This window comes from Streptomyces roseolus (genome assembly GCF_014649855.1).
Taxonomy (GTDB): Bacteria; Actinomycetota; Actinomycetes; order Streptomycetales; family Streptomycetaceae; genus Streptomyces; species Streptomyces roseolus.
Map to the genome: position 1 here is coordinate 15,438 of NZ_BMTV01000037.1, position 21,665 is coordinate 37,102.

The 21,665-nt window shown below is 69.9% G+C and carries 14 protein-coding genes; 10 read left to right on the top strand and 4 right to left on the bottom strand.

The window, feature by feature from the left end; translation table 11 throughout:
• The first annotated feature begins 46 nt into the window (after positions 1–46).
• The 8 genes from IE245_RS32120 (at position 47) to IE245_RS32155 (ending at position 15,120) form a co-directional block, all read left to right on the top strand.
• Positions 47–1,996: a S9 family peptidase gene (locus tag IE245_RS32120; RefSeq protein ID WP_229851783.1), complete on the top strand. Its 1,950-nt coding sequence runs from the start codon at positions 47–49 to the stop codon at positions 1,994–1,996.
• A 104-nt stretch (positions 1,997–2,100) separates the two neighbouring features.
• Positions 2,101–3,720 carry an MBL fold metallo-hydrolase gene (locus IE245_RS32125; protein ID WP_189954108.1) on the top strand — a complete coding sequence of 540 codons (1,620 nt, stop codon included), beginning with the start codon at positions 2,101–2,103 and terminating at the stop codon, positions 3,718–3,720.
• A 47-nt stretch (positions 3,721–3,767) separates the two neighbouring features.
• Positions 3,768–5,048: an ATP-grasp domain-containing protein gene (locus IE245_RS32130; protein WP_189954111.1), complete on the top strand. Its 1,281-nt coding sequence runs from the start codon at positions 3,768–3,770 to the stop codon at positions 5,046–5,048.
• 32 nt (positions 5,049–5,080) lie between these two features.
• The gene (locus IE245_RS32135; RefSeq protein WP_189954113.1) at positions 5,081–8,254 is read left to right on the top strand and encodes a non-ribosomal peptide synthetase; all 3,174 of its coding nucleotides are present in this window, start codon (positions 5,081–5,083) and stop codon (positions 8,252–8,254) included.
• Positions 8,251–11,229, top strand: coding sequence for a type I polyketide synthase (locus IE245_RS32140; RefSeq protein WP_189954115.1), 2,979 nt, complete (start codon positions 8,251–8,253; stop codon positions 11,227–11,229). Before IE245_RS32135 ends, IE245_RS32140 begins: the two co-directional genes overlap by 4 nt.
• Positions 11,222–13,039: an amino acid adenylation domain-containing protein gene (locus IE245_RS32145; RefSeq protein WP_189954117.1), complete on the top strand. Its 1,818-nt coding sequence runs from the start codon at positions 11,222–11,224 to the stop codon at positions 13,037–13,039. Before IE245_RS32140 ends, IE245_RS32145 begins: the two co-directional genes overlap by 8 nt.
• Positions 13,036–13,794, top strand: a complete 759-nt coding sequence (locus tag IE245_RS32150; protein WP_189954119.1) for a thioesterase II family protein — start codon at positions 13,036–13,038, stop codon at positions 13,792–13,794. The genes IE245_RS32145 and IE245_RS32150 overlap by 4 nt, the downstream gene beginning before the upstream one ends.
• Positions 13,795–13,833: 39 nt before the next feature.
• The gene (locus IE245_RS32155) at positions 13,834–15,120 is read left to right on the top strand and encodes a condensation domain-containing protein (RefSeq protein ID WP_189954121.1); all 1,287 of its coding nucleotides are present in this window, start codon (positions 13,834–13,836) and stop codon (positions 15,118–15,120) included.
• A 79-nt stretch (positions 15,121–15,199) separates the two neighbouring features.
• Here IE245_RS32155 and IE245_RS32160 read toward each other — a convergent pair whose 3' ends face one another.
• From IE245_RS32160 to IE245_RS32170, 3 genes are read right to left on the bottom strand one after another with little or no spacing between them, the layout of a single operon-like run.
• On the bottom strand, positions 15,200–16,420 hold the full coding sequence (locus IE245_RS32160) for an ATP-grasp domain-containing protein (RefSeq protein WP_229851787.1): 1,221 nt from the start codon (positions 16,418–16,420) through the stop codon (positions 15,200–15,202).
• 53 nt (positions 16,421–16,473) lie between these two features.
• A complete protein-coding gene (locus IE245_RS32165) occupies positions 16,474–17,973 on the bottom strand; it encodes an AMP-binding protein (RefSeq protein WP_189954125.1) in 1,500 nt (499 codons plus the stop codon).
• A gap of 14 nt (positions 17,974–17,987) precedes the next feature.
• A complete protein-coding gene (locus IE245_RS32170) occupies positions 17,988–18,242 on the bottom strand; it encodes an acyl carrier protein (RefSeq protein ID WP_189954127.1) in 255 nt (84 codons plus the stop codon).
• Between the two features lie 411 nt (positions 18,243–18,653).
• Here IE245_RS32170 and IE245_RS32175 point away from each other — a divergent pair, with 411 nt between their 5' ends.
• Positions 18,654–19,568: an aminoglycoside phosphotransferase family protein gene (locus tag IE245_RS32175; protein ID WP_189954129.1), complete on the top strand. Its 915-nt coding sequence runs from the start codon at positions 18,654–18,656 to the stop codon at positions 19,566–19,568.
• A gap of 78 nt (positions 19,569–19,646) precedes the next feature.
• Here the strand turns inward: IE245_RS32175 and IE245_RS32180 are convergent, their stop codons facing one another.
• Positions 19,647–20,453 carry an LLM class F420-dependent oxidoreductase gene (locus tag IE245_RS32180; RefSeq protein ID WP_189954131.1) on the bottom strand — a complete coding sequence of 269 codons (807 nt, stop codon included), beginning with the start codon at positions 20,451–20,453 and terminating at the stop codon, positions 19,647–19,649.
• Positions 20,454–20,726: 273 nt separating this feature from the next.
• Between IE245_RS32180 and IE245_RS32185 the strand changes: the two genes are divergently transcribed.
• A complete protein-coding gene (locus IE245_RS32185; RefSeq protein WP_189954133.1) occupies positions 20,727–21,641 on the top strand; it encodes a class I SAM-dependent methyltransferase in 915 nt (304 codons plus the stop codon).
• The last annotated feature ends 24 nt before the right edge of the window (positions 21,642–21,665 follow it).

Below are 21,665 nucleotides of genomic sequence, written 5' to 3' on the forward strand. Positions count from 1 at the left end.
AGGAGACCGGGCGCGTGCGGCAGCCGCGTACGGCACGTGGCGGTCGGTGATCACTGCGGACGACCTGGTCCACGGGGTGAGCGACTTGGGCTACGTGAGCTGCGCGGGAGAGCGCACCTACTGGGTCGAGACGTCGCGGTCGAACCCTTCGGACCCGCGTCTGGTGTACGCGGGCCCCGACGGTGTGGTGCACCAGGCGCTGCCGCCCGACCATCCGGTCCGCTCCGGCATGAACGGCTACGGGGCGCTGCCCTACGGGGTGCACGGGGCTGTCGTCTCCTTCGTGAACGCTGCCGACCAGGGCCTCTACCAGTACGAACCCGGTGGTGGCGCCCTGCTGCTGGCCGCGGCGGCGGACGGGCGGGCCACCCGCTACGGCGCCCCGGTCCCCGGCCCCGAGGGCGAGCAGGTCTACTGCGTCCGCGAGCGGGACTTGGGGTCGCAGACCGTGCACGACCTGGTCGCGGTGCCCGCCGACGGTTCGGGACGAGTCCGTGTGCTGTCGAGCGGCCACGACTTCTACGGGGCTCCCGCCCTGCACCCGGACGGCAGCCGGATCGCTTTCACCGTGTGGGACCACCCCCACATGGCGTGGGACCAGAGTGTCCTGAGGGAGATCCGCCTGGACGGTTCGGGTGCGGTCGCCGAGGACCGGCTGGTCGCCGGATCGCCCGAAGAATCCATAACCCAGCCCCGGTACAGCCGCGACGGCCGACTCCACTTCGTGAGCGACCGCACCGGATGGTGGAACCTCTACGCCGAGGACAGCGACGGTCGGCACGTGCCGCAGCTGCCCATCGCCGCGGAGTTCGGGCGCCCCGACTGGACCATCGGCCTGCAGACGTACGGATTTCTGGGCGACGGCACCCTGATCGCGGCATGCCGCCGACGGGGCAAGGACACCCTGATGCGGATTCCCGTGGAGGGCTCGGCCTCGGCGCTTCCGGGCCCGTACGACGTAGTCGACGTCCTCTCGGTCTCAGCCGACGGCATCGCGGCCGTGGCGGGATCCTCCAGCCTGGCGCCGGCCGTCGTGCGCATCGACGGGCACGGCCGTAGCGCCGCGAGGGTGGTCAGGGAGAGCCGCCCGGATCCCGTCGGAGCGGAGTGGATCAGCGTCCCGCAGCCGCTTGCCTTCCCCACCACGGGCGGGCAGACGGCACACGCCTTCCACTACGCGCCGGTCAACCCCCACTTCACCGGCCCGGCCGGCACCCCGCCCCCGCTCATCGTGTTCTGCCACGGCGGTCCCACCACCGTCTCCAGCGCTGCTCTGAATTACCAGATCCAGTACTGGACCAGCCGCGGGTTCGCGGTCGTTGAGGTGAACTACGGCGGCAGCTCCGGTCACGGGCGTGCCTACCGGGAGCGTATCCGCGGGCAGTGGGGCGTCACGGACATCGCAGACTGCGTGAACGCCGCACGGCACCTGGTGTCCGTGGGCGCAGCCGATCCCGGACGCCTCGCGATCCGCGGACTGAGTTCGGGTGGGCTCACCGCCCTGGGAGCCACTGCTGCCGCAGCCTCTGAATTCGCCGCGGTCGTCAGCTACTTCGGCGTGACCGACCTCACCGACATTCCGGCGCGCACGCACAAGATGGAGTCCCGCTACCTTGACGGGCTCATCGGCCCGTGGCCCGAGCGGCGAGACGTCTACGAGTCCAGGTCCCCTCTGCGCAACGTGGCCCGCATGCGCACTCCCGCCCTGCTCTTCCACGGGCGAGGGGACACCGTGGTGCCGGTGGAGCAGACCGAACGGTTGGCCCGGTCGCTGATCCGCGCCGACGTGCCCGTGTGTCAGGTCACCTATGAGGACGAAGGGCACGGATTTTCCCGCCCGGAGAATGTGAGAAACGCGGCATCGGTGGAACTTCTCTTTCTGGGTAAAATTCTGGGATTCGAGCCCGACTTGGCAGACCGTAATCTGCTCGTCGAAATCGTCAACAGTGGTCAGATTCGGGGTGTCAACCATCATCCGGCCCTGAGCGGCGTATGAATTCCTTGCTCGACCAAGGCGCACTGTAATAGCGTCTAATTGTTCGCTCGACCTGGTAACAAGCTGTCAAGGATCAATGGTCTGACAGCAGCGTGGAGGCCTGCATGTGCGCTTATCTTTCCCCGTCCACCGTCGTGCAGCCGCTCATACACAGGTGGTATGCCGTTCCCTACGTGGCGGCGCCGCACACGGGTTCATTGAATCTCACCAAGAGGCACTTGCCCGCACTCCGTGCCTATTTGGACGGACCGGAAAAGCACGCCCGTGCTCTTGCCAACCCGGCCATGTTCGGCGCACCGTTCATCGACCCCGGCCACGCCGGCCCGCAGGACGTCGAGGATCTGCTCCAGCAAACGCTGGAGACGGGCGAGCCCCGGATACGGATGGCCGAGGACATCGAAACGATGCGCGCGATGCTCGCCAAGTTCGGAGACGGGCGTGCCCTGAGCCCTCTTTACAACGAACTGCCCGCCTCGCTGCGCGGCATCAGCGAGCTCGTGTACGACACGGCGAACCACCCGAGCCTGCGCTTCTTCGAGAGCCTTCTGTACCGGACGTCGGCCACCCAGCCCGAGGCCCAGGTCGTCTCACTGCTGGAACGTCACGACCCGCGGCAACCCTTCATCTACAGTTCCCCGGTACTCCCCGGAGCCCCGGACCGTACCGACCTGGAAGTGCCTTTCGCCTCCGAGCTGCTGGACGAACTGTTCGCCGCACGGCTGCACTCGGTCGACGTCGAGGAGCTCGCCGACCGGTTCGGCCTCACCGAGGAGCAGCGCGTCGGGTTCCGCCGGCTGTTCACGGAAGAAGAGCCGCGTCGCTACGCGCCCAACCTCACCGGCGACGTCCGCATGCAGTTCTTCGGCCACGCCTCGGTGCTGCTGGACTTCGGCGGGTTCACGGTCATGACCGACCCGACCGTCGGCTATGACGGCGACGGCTTCGAGCAGCACTACAGCATCGCCGACCTGCCCGAGACGATCGACGTCGTCATCCTCAGCCACGGCCACTCCGACCACTTCTCCCTGGAGACGCTGCTCCAGCTGCGCCGCCGGATCGGCACCATCGTCGTCCCGCAGGCCTCCGGCGGCAGTCTGGCGGACGTCGGCCTGCGCTCGATGCTGGAGCACTACGGCTTCCGTAACGTGGTCGAACTCGCCGACATGCAGGTGCTGGAGACCGGACCCGCGACCATCACCGCGCTGCCCTTCCTCGGCGAGCACGGTGAGCTCGACATCCGGGCGAAGATGGTCCCGATGGTGCGCATGGGCGGCCGAGGCTTCATGTTCGCCACCGACACCTCACCGGTGGACCCCACGATCTACGACCTCGTCGCCGAGGAGATCGGCACGGTGGACGCGCTGTTCATCGGCCTAGAATGTGTCGGGGCGCCGATGAGCTGGCTCTACGGGCCGCTCCTCGACGAGCCGATCAGCCGGGAGCACAGTGTGGACCGTGGCCTGAAGGGCTCCTTCGCAGCCCCCGCGGACCGCATCGCGGAGCAGCTCGGCGCTCAGCAGATCTTCGTGTACGCGCTGGGCATCGAGCCGTGGCTCAAGCACCTGACGGGCTGCTGGTACGACCCGGAGGCCGAGCAGCTCAAGCAAGAGGTCATCCTCCGCGGGCTCGCGGGAGCGCGTGGTGTGCCCTCGGAGCTGCTGTACATCACCGCGGAGCGGTTCTGGCCGGCCCGTGACGAGCAGTCGGCTCCGGCCAAGCGGTAGACCACACCACCGCACACGGACGGCCCACACTGCGACGGACGGATCGTATGCCCGAAAGACTGAACGCCCTGCCGCGCCTCGGCGTCTTCTACGACGAGGGGGCGGCCGGGCCGGGCGAGATCGCGGCCGCGGCCCGTGCCTGCGGTGTCGTGCCTTTCCTGATCGTCGACCAGATGTCCCCGCACATCAGGCGGTTGCTGCCAGGTCTGCGCAACCGGTTCGACCTGTGCGACATCACCGGGCTCACGCCCGAGGGGGCCGAGGCTGCGGTGTCGGACAGAAGACCGGACGGCCTGGTCACCTTCAGCGAGCCATGCCTGACCACGACCGGCAGGCTGGCGGCCGCAGCCGGTGTCCGGCACTGGCATTCCCCCCGGACCTGCCTGGCGCTGACGGACAAACACCGTCAGCGCCAGGCGCTGGCGGCTGCGGGAATCGACACCACGGCCTGCGCCGTGGTGACGGACGAGACGGAGATCGCGCGCGCCGTCGAAGCCGTCGGCCTGCCCCTTGTACTCAAGCCGTGTACAGGCACCGGCAGCAGCTCGGTACGGCGTGCGACCTCGGCCGCGGAGGCGGAGGCCGCCGCGCGGGAGTACTTCCGGGACGGCACCGGGGGCGCGGTCCCCCTTCTCGTGGAGCGCCTGCTCGTGGGAGATCCCGGCCAGGCCGGCGCGGCCTGGGGGGACTACGTGTCGGTTGAAACCGCCGTGCACGACGGTGTGTGTCGGGCGCTGTGCATCACGGGCAAGTTCCCGCTGGTCGAGCCGTTCCGGGAACGTGGCTCATTCGTCCCGCACACGCTCGACCAGTCCTCGGCAGCTGCGGTCAACTCCCTGGCTGAGGCCGCGATATCGGCCCTCGGCGTGCGGGACGGCATCGTTCACACCGAGGTCAAACTGACGGCGCAGGGCCCCAGGATCATTGAAGTGAACGGGCGCGTGGGAGGTCTCGTAGCCGATCTACTGCGCCGCGGCGCCGGTTTCGACCTGGTCGAGGCCGCGATGCTGCTGGCGCTGGGGTCGCCCGTCGAGGCGGAGCCGGTCTTCGACAAAGTCACCTATCAATACACGCTGGTCCCGCCCGCGGATGCGCGGAGCGTGGTGCGGGTCGCCGGTACCGACCGCCTCCGGGCCCTGCCCGGCGTCGACGTGGCCGACGTGAGGGCCACTCCAGGGCAGCCGCTCGACTGGCGGTGGGGCGCGGCCGGCCGACTGGGCCGGCTGTACGGCCAAGTGGCGGACCACGCAGAGCTCGAACGGCTCGCCAAGGCGATCGAGGGCGCCTACGAGCCCACGTACGTGTACACGGAGGAAACAGAGAAGTGAACGCGGAGCAGGTACACAACGGAACCGGACGGATGCTTTCGTCCGCCCAGCTGAGGCTTTGGTTCGCCAGCAAAGTCGAGCCGGGCAGCGCGGAGTTCACTGCGCCGTGGGTCGGCAGGCTCAGCGGGCGGCTCGACGTCGACACCCTCGCCAGGGCCTGGCGGACCGTGGTCGAGCGGCACGCCGAGCTACGACTGCGACTTTACGAGACCGGAGGCGAGCCCAGGCGTTCCACCTGGCCCGTCGAGGACTTCCCCCTCACGACACGGGTCATCGCACCGGAACAACTGGACGACGAGCTCGCGGCGGCCGTCACACGTGTCTTCGATCTGGTCGAAGGCCGCCTCGTCGCCGCCGAGTTGCTGACCCTCGGCCCCTCGGAACACGTCTTGGTGCTGAACGCGCACCACGCGGTCGTCGACGGGCGCGCCATGTCGGTCATCGTCAAGGACCTCTGTGCGGCCTATGCCGGACGAGACCTGGGCGCCCCCTCACGGCCCTACCTGGAGTACGTCGAGCAAGAGGGAGCCGCAGGACCTGGCTCGGACCGTTTCCACGCGTGGATCGAAGAACTGCGGATTCCCGAGAGCGCCGAGCCCCTCGGTCTCGAGGCCCGCAAGCGGTCCGCCGACAAGCAGGGTGCGCTCGTCCGGGTGCCGTTGCCGCAGGCGACGTGGGAGGCGGTGCGCGCCTTTGGGCGCGAGCACCGCACCACGCCCCAGGTCTTGGGCCTGAGCGCCCTCGCCCTGACCCTGGGCCGCTACACGGACACCGACGACCTGGTGATCGGCGGCACCATGGACACCCGGTCCGGCGAATTCGCCGACACCGTGGGCATGTTCGTCAATCCGACGCCGGTGCGGGTACGTGTCACGCAGGACCAGCCGGTCCGGGAGTTCTGCCAGGCGACGCAGCGCAGCCTGCTCCGCTCCTTCAGCCACCGCGGCGTCCCCTTCGAAGAGGTCGTCCGCCGGCTCCAGGTCACCCCCGACGTGACGCGCACGCCGGTCTTCCAGGTGCTGTTCAACTTCGAGGCCGCCCCGCCCAAGAGCGAGATCCCCGGCCTGGAGATCGACAGTCTCGACCTGCCGGTGCGGGTCTCGAAGTACGACCTCACGCTGGTGCTGCGTGACAACGGCACCACCGGTGAGCTGCTGGCGACGTACCGCACTGCCCGGTACGAGCACGCACAGATCGCGCAGCTCACGAGACACGTCGCCGTGATGCTCGAGCGCCTGCTCGCCGACGGCGAGGCCGCGGTGGGTTCGCTCGAGCTCCTCTCCGAGGACGAGCAGGCGCGGCAGCTGGCGATCGGCCGTGGCCCAGCCGTGACCGAGACCTTCCGCCCCGTCCACGACGCGGTCGCCGAGATCGCCGCCACCGATCCCGACCGCACCGCCGTCGTCTCGGGTTCCACCACCCTGACCTACGCGGAACTCATCGGTCGGGCCGACGCCCTCGCTGCGGCGCTGACGGGCCGAGGCGTGACCCCGGGCACGCCGGTGGCCGTCCTGATGGAGCCGTCGGCCGATACAGCCGTCGCGGTCCTGGGCATTCTGCGGGCCGGCGGCTACTACGTCCCGCTGAACCCTGGCCACCCGGTCGCACGGCTGACCTCCGTCCTGGCGGACGCCGGGGTGGAGACCGTGGTGGGCGACGACGGCTGGCAGGAGCGGCTCGGCGTGCCGGTCCTTTCCCCGTGCCAAGCCGTGGGTAAGGGGTCGGTGCCTTTCGTGCCGTATGCCGCCGCGAGCGGCGACGCGGCGTACGCGATCTACACCTCCGGAACTGCCGGCGAACCCAAGGGCGTGGTGGTCGAGCACGGTTCCCTGGCCGCCTCGACCGCGGCCCGGCGCATGACGTACGGAGGCTACGACACCTTCCTGCTCGTCTCGCCGTTGTCGTTCGACTCCTCCGTCGCCGGTCTCTGGGGCACGCTGACCACCGGCGGCTCGCTCGTGGTCGCTCAGACGGACGACATCCTCGACCCCGAACGCACGGTGCAGCTGATCGAGAAGCACGGCGTCTCCGTCCTCCTGTGTGTTCCCGCCCTCTACGCCGGCCTGCTGGACGTGGCCATGCGCACCGCCCCGGAGCGCCTCGGCACGCTCGAGGTCGTCATCACGGCGGGCGAGGCACTGCCCGAGACGTTGCTGACCCGTCACTTCGATCTGCTCGGTCCGACGCGGCTGGTGAACGAGTACGGGCCGACGGAGACGACGGTCTGGTGTACCCACCGCCCCTTCGACCGGCTGGAACCGGTCGGCATCGGAGGGCCCGCCCCGGGCGCTGCCCTCTATGTCCTCGACCGGCAGGGTCGTGTCATGCCGCACGGCACCGGCGGTGAGCTCTACGTCGGCGGCACCGGTGTCGCCCGCGGCTACCTGGGCCGTCCCGACATGACGGCCCAGGCGTTCCTGTCTGACCCGTTCAGCGCGGACGAGGGCGCCCGGATGTACCGTACCGGCGACTGGGTGCGCTGGGACGATGACGGCTCCCTGAGGTTCCTCGGCCGGCGCGACCAGCTGGTCAAGGTCCGGGGCCACCGCGTGGAACTGGGAGCGGTGGAGGCCGCGCTGCGGTCCGCGGAGGCGGTTCTGGACGCGGCGGTGCTGCTCGCACCGGGTGGCGCGAGCCTGACGGCCTTTCTCGTCGTCGGCCCCGGGTTCGACGCTTCGACGGTTCGGGCCCAGCTGACGCACATACTGGCGCCGCCGGCCGTGCCGGGTGTACTGCGGGTCGTCCCGCGATTGCCGCGCAGTGCGCACGGCAAGGTCGACAAGGACGCCCTGCTGGCCCTCGGCCCGGCGTCCGACGAGTCCACCGCCGAGCCGGGTGCGGCGGAGGCAGCTGTCGCCCCCGCCGGTGAGCCGGCCTCGGTGACCGGTCTGCGGGCCGCGGTGGTGGCGGCGTGGTGCGACGTACTGGCCGTCTCCTCCGTGCCCTCAGACGTCAACTTCTTCGACGCGGGCGGCCATTCCCTGCTCGTGCCCTCACTGCAGGCGGAGATCGAGGACCGGGCACAGGTCAAGGTGGCCATCGTCGACCTCTTCACCGCCACGACAGTCGACGCGCAGGTGGCACTGCTCGCCACGGACGCCGCCCCTGCGGCGTCGGCCGCGGCCGCACAGCCCGCCGACGCGCGCCGTGCCCGGCTCGCGGCGGGCCGCTCCCGCCGGGTGACTACGGCGGGGGACGGCTCGTGAGGGACCAGTCCCTCGACGTCGCCGTCACCGGGATGCACGCCCGGCTGCCGGGTCCCGAGGATGCCGAGAAGTGGTGGGCGGCCGTCTGTGCCGGAGAAGTGCTGACCAGCAAGCTCGATCTGCAGGAGCTCCGAGAGGCGGGCGTACCCCGGCGCGTGCTGGAGTCTGCGTCCTACGTGCCCGTCCGCGGCCGGATCCCGGACAGCGAGCGGTTCGACGCCGAGCTCTTCGGGATCAGCCCTCGGGAGGCGGAGCTCATGGACCCGCAGCACCGGCTGATGCTCGAGGCGAGCTGGGCGGCGCTGGAGGACGCGGGTCGCAGTCCCGTGGCGGACACGCTCCGCACGGGGGTCTTCGCGTCGTCCAGCACCAGCAAGTACATGGCACGGATCCTGGGCAACCCGGAGGAGGTCTCCTCGGACGCCATGGAAGCCCTGACCGTCGGCACCGGCCGGGACTTCATGGCCAGCCGCGTCGCGTACAAGCTCGGCCTGCAGGGCCCTGCCGTCAGTGTGCTGACGGCGTGTTCGTCCTCGCTCGTCGCGGTCCATCTGGCCGTACAGGCGCTCAACAACGGCGACTGCGACCAAGCCGTCGTCGTCGCGGCGTCGGTCGGATTCCCGCAGGGCGGCTACACATACGTCCGTGGCGGGATCATGGCGGCCGACGGCCGCTGCCGGCCGTTCGACGCCCAGGCCGGCGGCACCGTCGGCGGGTCGGGTGTCGTCGCGGTGGTCCTGCGCCGCCTGGAGGACATCGCTGCGGACGCCCCGGCGTACGGAGTGATCATCGGCTCGGCCGTCAACAACGACGGCTCGGGCAAGGCGGGCTTCAGCGCTCCCTCGGCGGCGGGCCAGGCCGCCGCCATCCGGGCCGCCTTGCAGGCGGGCGACGTTCCGGCCGACTCCCTGGGGTACATCGAGACCCATGGCACCGGCACCTACATCGGTGACCCCATCGAGTGGACCTCCACGTCCAACGCCCTGCGGGCAGCCGGGGCGGGCGACGCCCGGATTGCCGTGGGCGCGGTGAAGGCGAACATCGGCCACCTCGACGCTGCCGCCGGGCTGGCCTCCCTCTTCAAGGCCCTCCAGGTGGTGGGCCGCGGCGAGGTGCCGCCGGTCGCGAACTTCGGCGCACTCAACCCCCATCTCGTGGACATCGACTCCCCGCTCTACGTTCCGACGGAGACGCAGCAGTGGCGCGGCCCCGAACCGCGCCGGGCGGGCATCAGCTCGTTCGGCATCGGCGGCACCAACGCTCACGTCGTCATCGAGGCGCCCCCGGATCCCGCTCCGCCGCTGCCGTCCGCGGCGGACCGAGCCCCGGTCGTGCTGCTCTCCGCGGTCCGCCCCGACGCGCTCGAGCGCGTCGCGGCCGGCCTCGCCGAGCATCTGCAGCGCCACGACGTGGCTGTCGTGGACGTGGCGCACACGCTGTCGGTCGGGCGGGCCCCCCTGCGGGAGCGGCTCGCCGTGGCCGGCAGCACTCGTGGCGAGATCGCCGAGGCCCTGCGGGGCGATGGCCGGCAGGCGGTCCGCGGCCGGGTACCGCTGACGGGCGCCAGGCCCCTGGTCTTCGTGCTGCCCGGCCAGGGGTCCCAGCGACCGGGCATGGCGCTGCCGTTCCTGGAACGGCTGCCCGGATTCGACACCGCCATGTGTGAGTGCCTGGATGTCATGGAGCCGGCTCTGGCCCAGACGGTGCGCCGCGCCCTGCTCGACCGGGACTTCCCCGTCTCCCGGCTTCAGCAGACCGACCTGGCACAGCCCGCGCTCTTCACCGTGGAATACGCCGCCGTGCGGGCCCTCGCCGGAGTGGGACTGCGGCCGGTGGCCCTCGCCGGTCACAGCCTCGGTGAGGTGACGGCGGCCTGCCTGGCCGGGGTCATGGACCTGCGCACCGCGGTTGAGTTCGTCGCCCTGCGGGCCCGGTCCATGCACGACTGCCCACCCGGCGCGATGCTTGCAGTCGCGTGCTCGGAGGACGGTGCCCGTGCCCTTCTGCGGGAGGCGGGCACCACCGGTGCCGTCGGGCTGGGAATCGCCGCGGTCAACGGTCCGGAGAACTGTGTGATCAGCGGTCCGGTCGATGCCGTGGACGCCTTGGCGCAGCTGATCCAAGACCGGGTTGCGAGCCGCAGGCTGCTCACTGCACACGCCTTCCACTCGGCCGCCATGGAACCGGCGGCTGCCGCGCTTCGCGGCTGCCTCCCGAGCGGTGCGGCCGGGGTGTCGTCCCTGCCCTTCGTCACCAACGTCGACGGATCGGTGGTCCCGCAGGGCACGAAGGTGCCGCTGACGCGGTTCGCCGACAGTGTCCGAGCCCCGGTCCGCTTCGGTGACGGCCTGGCCGCCCTGCTCGCGGTCTTCCCGGACGCCCTTGCGGTCGAGGTCGGGCCTGGGCAGGCGCTGTCGGCGATGGCCGTCGCCACGGGGATGGACGCGGTGGCGCTGTCGCCGGGCAAGGATCCGCGGCCCGGGCATGAGTTCGCCATGGCGCTCGCCGCCCTGTGGACCCAGGGGCAGCCGCTCGACCCGGCCGTGCTCGCCCCGGCGGGGCGCCGCCTCCACTTGCCCGGCACCGTCTTCGGCGGCGCCCGGCACATCGCCCCCGAGACCAAGTGGCCCGCCGCCGAGGCGGCCGCCGTCCCGGAGCCGGGCGCACTGGCAGCGCGCGCCCCGGAGTCCGCGCCTGCGACAGAGGCCGGGTCCGGCGCCGCGCCGGTGCCTGCCGAGGAGGTCGCGGCCGCCTGGCGCGACCTGCTGGGGCACACCCATCTCGCCAAGGACGCCGGATTCGTCGACAGCGGCGGGGATTCGCTGCTGCTGATCCGACTGGCCCGCCGCCTGGAGCAGACGTTCGACCTGGAGATACCGCTACGCGAACTGATGCTGGCGCAGGCCTTCGGTGACCAGGTCCGCCTCGTCGAACGGCTCGTGACGTCGTCATCCCCGGAGGTATCGGATGAGTAACAGTAGCCATCAGCAGCACTTCGAGTGCATCGGCACCGCGTTCCGGCGGCAGGTGGTCGCCCATCCCGACAAGATCGCGGCCTGGGACGCGGACGGCAGTTCCACCTTCGCCGAACTGTGGGAACAGGCGGTACGACTGGCCGGCGCCCTGCGGTTGCGAGGGGTGGACGCCGGCGACGCCGTCGGCCTCCACGGCGTCGGCGACCGCGACTCGATCGTCGCCATGCTCGGCATTCTGCTGGCCGGCGGCCATTTCGTGCCCGTAGACCCCGGGTACCCCGCCGAACGCGTGGAGCGCATGATGGCACTTTCGGGTGCGTCACTGCTGCTCCGCACGGCGGCACACCCGCTGCCGGGCACGGTCGGCCTCGGGACTCCGCACGTGCGCGAGCTCATCGCGGAGACCCCCGCGGGCGAGGCCGACCCCGCCGGACTGCCTGCGGGTTCACCCGACCGGCTCGCCTATGTGCTCTTCACCTCGGGGTCGACCGGTGCCCCCAAGGCCGTGGGAGTCCCGCACGGGGCACTCACCGCGTTGTGTCTGCGGGACGGGCCGGTCCGACGGAGTCCGGACGAGGTCTTCCTCGTCAACACCGTCCTGACCTTCGACCCGTCGATGCTGGAGATATGGTCGGCGCTGCTCGTGGGCGCCTCCGTGCTGTGCGCGCCGCGCACGGCGCTGAGCCTGCACGAGACAGCGGCACTGCTGGCCGACCCCCGGGTGACCACCGCCGTCCTCACGCCCGCCGTCTTCGCGCTCGTGGCCGAAAGTCATGTGGAGGCCCTGCGCGCACTGCACTGCCTGATCGTCGGTGGCGACGTGATGCCGTTCGAGCACGCGGTGCGGGTCCGGAACTTGTGCCCGGCGCTCGAACTCGTCAACTGTTACGGGCCCACCGAGAACACCATCGTCAGCACGGCCTTCTCGCTCAAGGACTGGGAGCCGTCCGGGACTTCGGTCCCGATCGGCGGGGCCGTCGCGGGCTCGACCTGCTACGTGCTGGACGAGGAACTGCGGCCGCTGCCGCCCGGTGAGGTCGGTGACCTCTACGTCGGAGGCGACCGGCTGGCCGTGGGGTACGTCGGTGACACCGGCCTCACACAGGAGCGGTTCGTCACCGATCCCTTCTCGGCGGCGCCCGGCGCCCGCATGTACCGGACCGGTGACCGGGCTTGCCTGAACACCGACGGAACACTGGAGTTCCGGGGCCGTGAGGACGCGGAGATCAAGGTGCGCGGCTTCCGCGTGAACCTCGCCGAGGTCGAGGCACTGGTCGTGGACGACGAGGATGTCGCCGAGACGGTCGCCATTCCCGTGGGTACCGGGCATGACCGCCGGGTCGTGGCCTTCGTACGCCCCCGGGTGGTGACGGCGGATGCCAAGGAGATCCGGGCGCGGGTCGCCGAGCGCGCACCGCAGCATCTGGTACCGGACGACCTGATCCTGGTGGCCGGCTTCCCGCTGAAGGCGTCCGGGAAGATCGACACGACGGCTCTGGCAGCCGGATACCGGCCGGAGCGGTCAGCCGGGACCGCAGCCGCGGCGGGTGGGGGCGCCGGAGTCGTCGGGGACGCCGACGTGAAGTCGCGGCTGGCCCGGATGTGGGAAGAGAGCACGGGTGGCGCCTCCGCTCACGACGGCTACGACTTCTTCAGCGCAGGCGGTTCCTCGCTCGACCTCATCCGCCTGATCGACAACATCTCCTCGGGATTCGGTGTGTTCCTCGACTTCGAGGACGTCTACGGGCTGCGCGACTTCGATGAGCTGCTCGTGATGGTTCAGGACCGGTCTCAGCGGGAGCGCGCATGAAAACCGTTCGTATCCTCAAGGCCCGGCCCCAGGCCCCGCGGCGCCTCGTATGCTTCCCGCACGCCGGTGGCTCGGCGAGCTTCTACCGTGACTGGGGCGCAGGCCGCGAGGACATCGAGGTACTGGCGGTGCAGTATCCGGGCCGTGCGGACCGGCTCGCCGAGCCGGCCCACGGGGACCTGCTCGAACTCGCCGAGGAGAGTGCTGCCGCACTGCTGCCCCTGCTGGACGGCCGGCCGGTCACCGTCGTCGGCCACAGCATGGGCGCGATCGTCGCCTTCGAGGCCGTCCGCCGGATCGAGGCGGCGGACGGCGCGGTCCGCCGCCTGGTCGCCTCGGCCGCACGGGCACCGCACGACCCCCGTCACGTCTCGGCGCTCGGAACCGAATGGGACGATGAGGCAGCGGTGCGCAGCATCGTCGCCATGGGGCAGACGGACGCGGCGCTGATGGCCGACCCCCGGGTCCGGGAGCTCGTGCTTCCCTATCTCAGGGCCGACTTCGAGCTCTTCCAGCGCTACGCGTACCAGCCGGCGACCGCCCTCTCCTGCGAGGTGCTCGTCGTGCACGGCGTGGAGGACGACCACGTGCGCGCCCCACAGGCCGACTTGTGGCGGGAGCTCACCCAGGGCCGGTTTGCACATGTGGTAGTCCCGGGCGGGCACTTCTACCTCTCTCCCGAACCACCGCTCGACCTGTTCCTGGGCGAACTGCCGGTCACCGCCGACAACAGCCATGTACTCAGCGGAAGTTGAACTGCCTTGACCGAATTCCAGCCTGTAGGGGACAGCGGCATGACCCGGATACCCACCAGCACCACCCAGACCAAGCGCCTGGCGCTGCTGCACGGACCGGACCGCTGGTGGAAGCCGCCGCTGGTGCACGCCATGTCCTACCCGGGCCGCTTCGACGTCCCCCGGCTGCAGACGGCACTTAGCCTGCTGGCACGCCGGCACAGTGGGCTGCGCACCCACTTCCTGCCCGACGGGTCGATCGACGAGGCCGGCTGCCTGCCGGCGCAGGAGGCCTCCTGGCCGTTCACGTTCGTCGAAGCAGACCCCGACGAGACGAAGGCGGCGGCGCAGGAGGCCGAGGCGTACACCTGGCTGCAGGCCGACTTCGACCCGTACGAGCGGCCGTTGGTCCGTGCGCTGCTGCTGCGCCGGTCCCAGGACGACGTCCTGGGCCTGTCCGTCGAGCACAGCCTCTTCGACGGTCACTCCGCCCGCATCCTGATCGAGGACCTGTCCACCGTCTACGAGGGCTTGGAGAGCCGGCCCGAGTCGGCGTTCGACGTCCTGGCCTCGGACGCCGTGGCGTTCGCCCGGGACGAGCGCCGGTGGCTGGACGGCGACGAGGGTGGCGCCGCACTCGCGTGGTGGGACGAGCACAACGCGGGTCTCGGCCCGTATCCGCGGCTCCAGCTTCCGGAGACCGGGCCGTTCGACCCCGACGAGACGACTATCTACTACTCGGTCCCGCTGGCCGAGGACGAGGTGGCGAGCCTGCAATCGCGCAGGCTCGCTCTGCGGCTGTCGCCCTTCATGCTGGCCGCCGCGGCCGTGACGGTCACCTTGCGCGAGTACGCCCCCACGGACGACGTGGCGTTCCTGTTCTCCAACTCGCGCCGCTCGTGGCCCTCCACGAAGGAGCTGGTGGCCTACTGCGCCAACCGCTCGCTGCTGCGCCTCGACGCCGCCCGGACCGATTCGGTCGCCTCGGTGGCCGGGAGGGTGCGCGCCGCGTCCATGAAGGCGATACACCACAGCATGTACAGCCACGAGGAGTACATGCGCACCCGGTTCCCCGACTCGTGGGAGCGTCAGCCGCACACCCCGTACCTGCTCCTCAACGTCATGGAGCAGCGCACCGTCCCGACGATCGCCGGACTGCCCTCCCCGCGGGTGTCGCTGCCGACCCGGCCGGGCGTCTACAACCCGCCCGGCATCGGCCTCAACCTTGCCATCCACCGCGACGGTACGGGGGTACTGCTCAGCTTCCACCCGCAGGGCATGTACGACCGTTCCTTCATCGAGGAGCTCACGTGCACCGTCGCGAGGCGGTGCGTCACCGGTGAGTGAGTGACGGCGCGCCATGACGAACTGGCCGGGAGGAGCCCAGGGGCTCCTCCCGGCCAGTTCGTCATGGCGCGCCGTGCGGTCAGCGCCGTGCGGCCGGCACCGCCGTCTCGATCACGAAGCGCCGGGCAACTCGCACCCGCAGTTCCTCCAGCTCCTCGGGCGTCTCGGCCCCGAACACGACGAACAGGTACCACTCGGAGGGGTGGCTGAGCCGCACCCGGTCGCCGACCTTCCTCGAGCACCGCCAGCTGATCACGCCGGGGAACGCGGCGAACTCCTCGTCCGAAGGGATGGAAGTGATTACGCCCGGCTTCTCCGGCCGCAGGTGCACACCGGCGATGTAGCGGTGTTTCCGGTCCGGTGGCGGGCAGGTGCCCGTGGCGGCGGCCTGGCCCACCAGGCTCCAGATGGAGTGCCCCAGATGGGCGCTGAGCATGTCGGGGATCCAGCCGCCGCTGACCCGGGTCGCGATCTCCGAGAAGACGAGCTCGCCGTTCGGCCGGATGAAGGTCTCCATATGCGTGGCGCCCTCCTTGATGCCGAGCACGCCGTTGATCCGCTGGTGGATCTCGCGTGCCTGACGCACCAGGTCCGGATGCTCCTCGGGCAGCAGCACCCGGGAACCGTCCATGCTCGCCGCGTCCTCGTCGTCGGCGATGGCGAGCCTCGGCGTGTGGTACTGGTGCAGCACGAAGGTGAGCGGTTCGCCGTCCGCCCAGATCGCGTCCACGCACAGCTCGCTGCCGGTGACGAACTCCTCGACGATCAGCTGCTTGGAGTTCAGTAGCGGCTCGAAGGTGAAGTCGGCCGTCACCACCGCGAGTTCCTCGGCATCCTTGGCACGCACCGTGCTCATGGAGCCGTAGCCGGCCGCGGGCTTCACGATGACGGGCATGGTGAGCGCCTCGGCCAAGGCCGCGACTGCCGCCCGATCGGTCGCATCCGGCAGCGACATGAAGCCGGTGACCGGCACTCCGGCGTCCCGCACCCGCTGCTTCATCAGACGCTTGTCCCGGTGCGAGACGGGGTACAGCGGGTCGGCCACGGTTCCCAGGAGAACCCCGAGATAGCCGGCGCCGAACTGGCACAGCTCACCGTGTCCGATCACGAGATCGACCTCCCGGTCGCGTAGCCGGATGTCGACGGCGACCCCCGACAGCTCCTCCAGGGAGTCGAAGCTGCCCACGCGGTACACGCCCAGACAGCGGTCCAGCAGCTCCTCTTCGAGGTCTTCGTGCCGCAGGTCGTAGCGGTCGAGCACCAGGTAGACGCCCGCGCCGCAGTCCAGCAGAGAACTCACAATCTCCGTCTGCCACTTGCAGACCACGACGGTCCGTCTGCCGTTCGCTTGCATCAATGCTCCTCTGGGGCGGTACGAAGAAGGGGAGCGCGGAGCACCCGTGAGGAAGAGGCCGTGGGCTCGTCCCCCTCGTCGAGCGCGGCACGCAGTGCCTGGCGGTCCACTTTGCCGCTGGGCAGGAGGGGAAGAGAAGGGAAGGCGAGAATACGGTCTGGCAGTTCCATGTCCAGGATCGGCTGCAGCCTGCGACGCAGCGCCGCCGCCGGTCCTTCGACCCCTTCGACGGCCAGCACGATCCGGCCGCTGGGGGCGAGCTGGAGGCAGCAGGCCGCACGCACACCGTCCAGGTCGACCGCGGCCGACTCGATGCGCGCGATGTCCACGAAGGTGCCGTTGCGCTTGACCAGCGTGTCCAGCCGGCCGGTGACGAAGAGGTTGCCGTGATCGTCCAACTTGCCGCGGTCCTGGGTCCGGAAGCGGGTGATCCCGCCGCTCCGCCGCAGCCGCCGCTCGTCGTCTGCCGAGCAGCTGCCGGGGAGGTACCCCAGGGAGCCGTGCGGCGTGCTGATGGTGATGCTGTGGGTCCGGACCGTTCGATCGGGGGCCGCGATCGGTTCCAGTTCGACCTCGGTGCCGGGCAGCGGCCGGCCCACGGGCTGCAGCCCGGGGCCGGGGTCGCCCACCACCAGGTGGAAGAACTTGGCGAGCGTGGTCTCGGAAGGCCCGTACAGGTTGATGACGGCGGTGCCGGGTGCTGCGGAGCGCCACCGGGTCACGTGTTGTCCGTAGAGCGGCTCACCGGCGAACAGGGTCCAGCGCAGTTCGGGCATCCGTGTGGTGGCCGCGGAGATCCACCGGGCACTGAGACTCGGCACGATGTGGACGACGCTCACCGCGTGCTCGGCGATCCACGGAACCACGGCGTCGGGCCTGGAACGGACCTCGGCCTCCGCGATGTGCAGTTCGCCGCCCGCCATGAGCGGCAGCAACAGGTCCCGGAAGACCACGTCGAAGGAGGGCGAAGTCAGCATCCCGGTACGGGTCCCCGGACGGATGCCGAGCGTTTCGATCTCCCATTCGAGGAACTGAAGCAGCCCGCTCGCCAGCCCGACAATCCCCTTGGGAGTGCCCTGGCTGCCGGAGGAGAAGACGACGTAGCCGGCACCGTCGGGCAGGATCCGCGGCTCCACCCCGGGCAGGGGCTCGACCTCGGTGCCGGGCAGGCGGATCACGGCGCTCGGACGGGCCGCGTCGATGGCGGCGGTCACCCGGGACGCCGATTGCGCGGCGTCGATCAGTACCGGCACCATGCCGACGGCCCGTACACCGAGGAACGCCCCGGGTAGTTCGGGGCTTCCGTCACAGAGGATGACGACGGGGGAGCCCGGTGGCAGACCGAGCCTGGAGCAACGGCGCTGCCATTGCTCCACCTGCTGTGACAGCTCAGCGTAGGTGAGGCGCTGCTGCGCGCCCACGACCGCGGTAAGGGCGCTGTGCCGGGCGGCGACGTCGCGGAACCGGGTGACGATGGGACACGTCATGGTCGCTGTCATGGGGCCGGCCCCGGTTACCGGGCGCCGATCTCTTCGATGCGCTGCTCCAATATCCGGGCGAGCTCGCCCAAGGAGTCGGTCTCGAAGACGTCCTCGATCGAGCAGGTGACCCCGAGCTCCTCGCTCAACCGGCCGGCGAGCTGGATCATCTCGATGGAGTCGAAGCCGAAAGCGATGAGGTCGGTGTCGACGGCGAGCTCGGTGTCGCAGATGCCCGAAGCGACGGACACCACCGTGTCGACCGTCCGCTCCGCACCGATGTTGGTCATGGGGTCTCCTCGTTGTACGGACGGCTGGCGGCACTCACAGGGTGAAGGCGTCGCAGGGTTCAACAGGATGCGCGACAGGGCCGGTCGGGCCGTAGGAGGGGAGAGCAGCCGCTGTCTGTGCCGGCGGGTGTGGCCGGGGAACCCTTCACCGTCAGATCGCGTGTGTTTCTGGAATCTAAGAGAGGGGCCGGGAGGTTGTCAATGAATTTCCGCTGCGGCAAACATCGCAGCTGCCAGCATATGTGACGCACCGTCAGGGACTATTTCCGGCCGAAAATCCCGTTGTGTCGGACAAGATCGTCATCAACCTCACAGACGTCGGCCGGACGTTGACCGGCGCACTATGCGTCGGCGTATCCTGCGCTGGTTCCGCACGTCCCGCACGGCCTTCGGAAATTCAGGGAGTTACCCATGTCAGGTGCCGACGCGCCCTCCGACGGAGTCGACGTAGACGCCGCTCTGGTCCGGCGGCTGCTTGCCGCCCAGTTCCCGCAGTGGACGCACCTGCCTGTGGAGAGGGTCGACTCCGCGGGAGTCGACAACGCGCTCTACCGCCTGGGTGATGACAAGACCGTGCGCCTGCCCCGGTCCCCGTGGAGCGCCGAACACATTCGCAAGGAGCAGCGGTGGCTGCCGGTCTTCGCCCCGCAGCTTCCGCTGGCCATACCCACCCCGCTCGGCAAGGGAACACCGGGCGAGGGATATCCGTGGCACTGGTCGGTCTACCAGTGGCTGGATGGCCGGGACGCCATCGACACCCCGCTGGCCGACGAGCACGAGGCCGCCCGCGCGCTGGCCGACTTCGTCGGCGCCCTGCACGGGATCCGCACCGCCGACGGCAACCGCTCGGGTCTGCACAGCGGACTGAGGGGAGTGCCGCTGCCCGTCCGGGACCCGGTCGTCCGGGAGTCCATCGCCAACCTGCGGGGCATTGTGGATGTGGACGCGGTGACGCTGGCCTGGGAGAACGCCATCGCGGTACCCGCCTGGCGCGGCGCGCCCGTCTGGACCCACGGCGACCTGCACCCCGGCAACCTGCTCGTACAGGACGGCCGGATCGGGGCGGTCATCGACTGGGGGCTGATGAGTGTCGGCGACCCCGCGCTGGACGTGATGGTCGCTTGGACTTACCTGTCGGCCTCGGCACGCGTCACCTTCCGGGAACACCTGGTCGTGGACGATGACACCTGGGCACGCGGACGCGGCTGGGCCCTGTGCGTCGGGGTGATCGCCTACGCGTATTACATGCGGACGAACCCGGTGCTCGCCGGATTCAGCAAGCGCGCCGTCGACGAGGTCCTCGCGGACCTCCAGCCGGCGGTGTGAGCGGCTGCGGCAGGCGCCGCAGCCCACTCGGCCGCGCCGGGCGGCAGGGACCGTCCCGCGCCGCTCGGCCGCACGCCGTCAGCCCTGTCCGGCCCGGTCCCGGTCGCGCCAGTCGATCCACTTGCGCAGGATGCCGAGGTCGTAGTCCGGCCCGCCGATCCCGACGGTGAACAGCGAGACGCCCAGCTTGCGCAGGCGCGGCCCGAGCACATCGGGATCACCTACGTGGGAGGGACCGCCCCACACGCCGGTGGACACCTCGATCTCCGCGATGTCGCGGCCGATCGCGGTGCAGTGCCCGCGCAGTACGGCCAGCTTCCTCTCGATCGTGTCCGGGTCGGCGAAGCTGTGCCAGATGTCCGCGTGCCGGGCGACCAGCGGGAGGGTCTTCTTCTCCCCCTCGCCGCCGATCAGAACGGGAATCTTCCGGGTCGGTGCCGGATTCATCCGGGACATGCGCGATTCGATGCGCGGGAGTGCCTGCGCGAGATCATCCAGCCGCTTGCCGTCCGGCGGGAACTCATATCCGTACTCGACGAAATCCCGCTCGCACCAGCCGGCACCGACGCCGAGAATGAGCCGCCCGTCACTGATGTGGTCGACCGTGCGCGCCATATCGGCAAGAAGCTCGGGATTGCGGTAGCCGTTGCAGCTCACCAGGGGGCCGAACTCCACATTGCTGGTCGATTCGGCCCAGGCCGCCAGCATCGTCCAGCATTCGAAGTGCATTCCATCGGGATCGCCGCTCAGGGGAAAGAAGTGGTCCCAGTTGAAGATGACATCGACGCCGAGATCTTCCGCTTCGGCGACGCAGTCACGGATCTTGCGGTAGGACGCATGCTCCGGCTGGAGCTGAAGTGCAACTCTGGCAGGTTTGGTGATCATACCGGTCAGCGTAACTCAGAATGCGACCCAACTGCTTCCCCTCATTTGCCGGTTGGCCCCTCCGAAGGCATCCTTGACGCTCTTCGCACCCCGCGACTAGGGTCGTCTCGCAGCCCCTCGGTGTCGTTACCCATTTGCACTCGATGACGTTGATACACGGATGACGTACGGCTTCTCAGGATTGCCCTCGGCCTCGTCCACCTGGTGCGCTGCCACCAAGAATTCTCGCGGTGATGCGCCGCGCCCACACCTGGAACAGGAGTTCCCTCTCTCATGTCTGCCCTCCCCGGTATCCCTCATATCGGAATCGAAGCACAGCATATATATCTGCGGTTCAACGGCAACACCGAGGCGTACGACCTGCTTGAGGACATGCTTCCGCTGTCCTACGAGCTCCACATGGGCCGGGAGGTCCGTGAACTCATCGCCGAGGGGCTCGCCAAACTCCGGAAGTGCACGACCGAGGAGGAGATCGACGCCGTCTTCGCCTCCTCCAGGGACGTGTACGAGAGGGAGGGCTTCGCCTCGCTCCTGACGAAGGAAAAGGAAGGAGGCTGGACGCGCACGATGAGGAACGCCGGCCTGGACGCCGCCTCCGGCCACTTCGTGGACGTCGGCAACCCCAACAACAAGTTCGGCGACTTCCTCCTGCGGAACAACAGCCGGTTGGAGAAGGTGACCGGCGTGGACCACCGCATCGACCCCGGTGTGCTGACGGGCGAGCGCCTGCACTTCGCCCACCAGGAGGACGAGTCCGTCATTCCACTGCCCGACGCCAGCGCCGATGTCGTCGGCTTCCGGCTCGCGCTGCACCACATGACGACCGACGTGCAGGAGGCACTGCTGCGCGAGGCGAGCCGGATCCTGCGTCCGGGCGGCGAGATCCTCATCATCGAGGATTCGTACACGGATGCCCCGGCCCTCAACGATAACGCACTCACGATGCGCTTCAACCGCCTCGGCGACGAGGACAAGTACGCCCTGATCGCTCTGCTCGACGCCTCGTCGTGCCTGACGACGTACGAAACCATCCCCTTCCCCTTCACCTACCGCTCCATCGCGCAATGGGAGGAGCAGCTCCGCGCGGTGGGCTGCAGGGAGGTCCACAGCGTCTACTGGGGCTTCCCGATGTTCACCCAGTACAACGCCCCCATGGGCATCATCCGCGGGGCGAAGACGGCGGTCTGACGCAACGGCACAGCGGAACAGGGC

Bases quoted from the DNA above. Each gene is read 5' to 3' on its own strand.
- IE245_RS32125 (WP_189954108.1), top strand. From the start codon at position 2,101: ATGTGCGCTTATCTTTCCCCGTCCACCGTCGTGCAGCCGCTCATACAC.
- IE245_RS32130 (WP_189954111.1), top strand. From the start codon at position 3,768: ATGCCCGAAAGACTGAACGCCCTGCCGCGCCTCGGCGTCTTCTACGAC.
- IE245_RS32135 (WP_189954113.1), top strand. From the start codon at position 5,081: ATGCTTTCGTCCGCCCAGCTGAGGCTTTGGTTCGCCAGCAAAGTCGAG.
- IE245_RS32145 (WP_189954117.1), top strand. From the start codon at position 11,222: ATGAGTAACAGTAGCCATCAGCAGCACTTCGAGTGCATCGGCACCGCG.
- IE245_RS32150 (WP_189954119.1), top strand. From the start codon at position 13,036: ATGAAAACCGTTCGTATCCTCAAGGCCCGGCCCCAGGCCCCGCGGCGC.
- IE245_RS32155 (WP_189954121.1), top strand. From the start codon at position 13,834: ATGACCCGGATACCCACCAGCACCACCCAGACCAAGCGCCTGGCGCTG.
- IE245_RS32165 (WP_189954125.1), bottom strand. From the start codon at position 17,973: ATGACAGCGACCATGACGTGTCCCATCGTCACCCGGTTCCGCGACGTC.
- IE245_RS32170 (WP_189954127.1), bottom strand. From the start codon at position 18,242: ATGACCAACATCGGTGCGGAGCGGACGGTCGACACGGTGGTGTCCGTC.
- IE245_RS32175 (WP_189954129.1), top strand. From the start codon at position 18,654: ATGTCAGGTGCCGACGCGCCCTCCGACGGAGTCGACGTAGACGCCGCT.
- IE245_RS32180 (WP_189954131.1), bottom strand. From the start codon at position 20,453: ATGATCACCAAACCTGCCAGAGTTGCACTTCAGCTCCAGCCGGAGCAT.
- IE245_RS32185 (WP_189954133.1), top strand. From the start codon at position 20,727: ATGTCTGCCCTCCCCGGTATCCCTCATATCGGAATCGAAGCACAGCAT.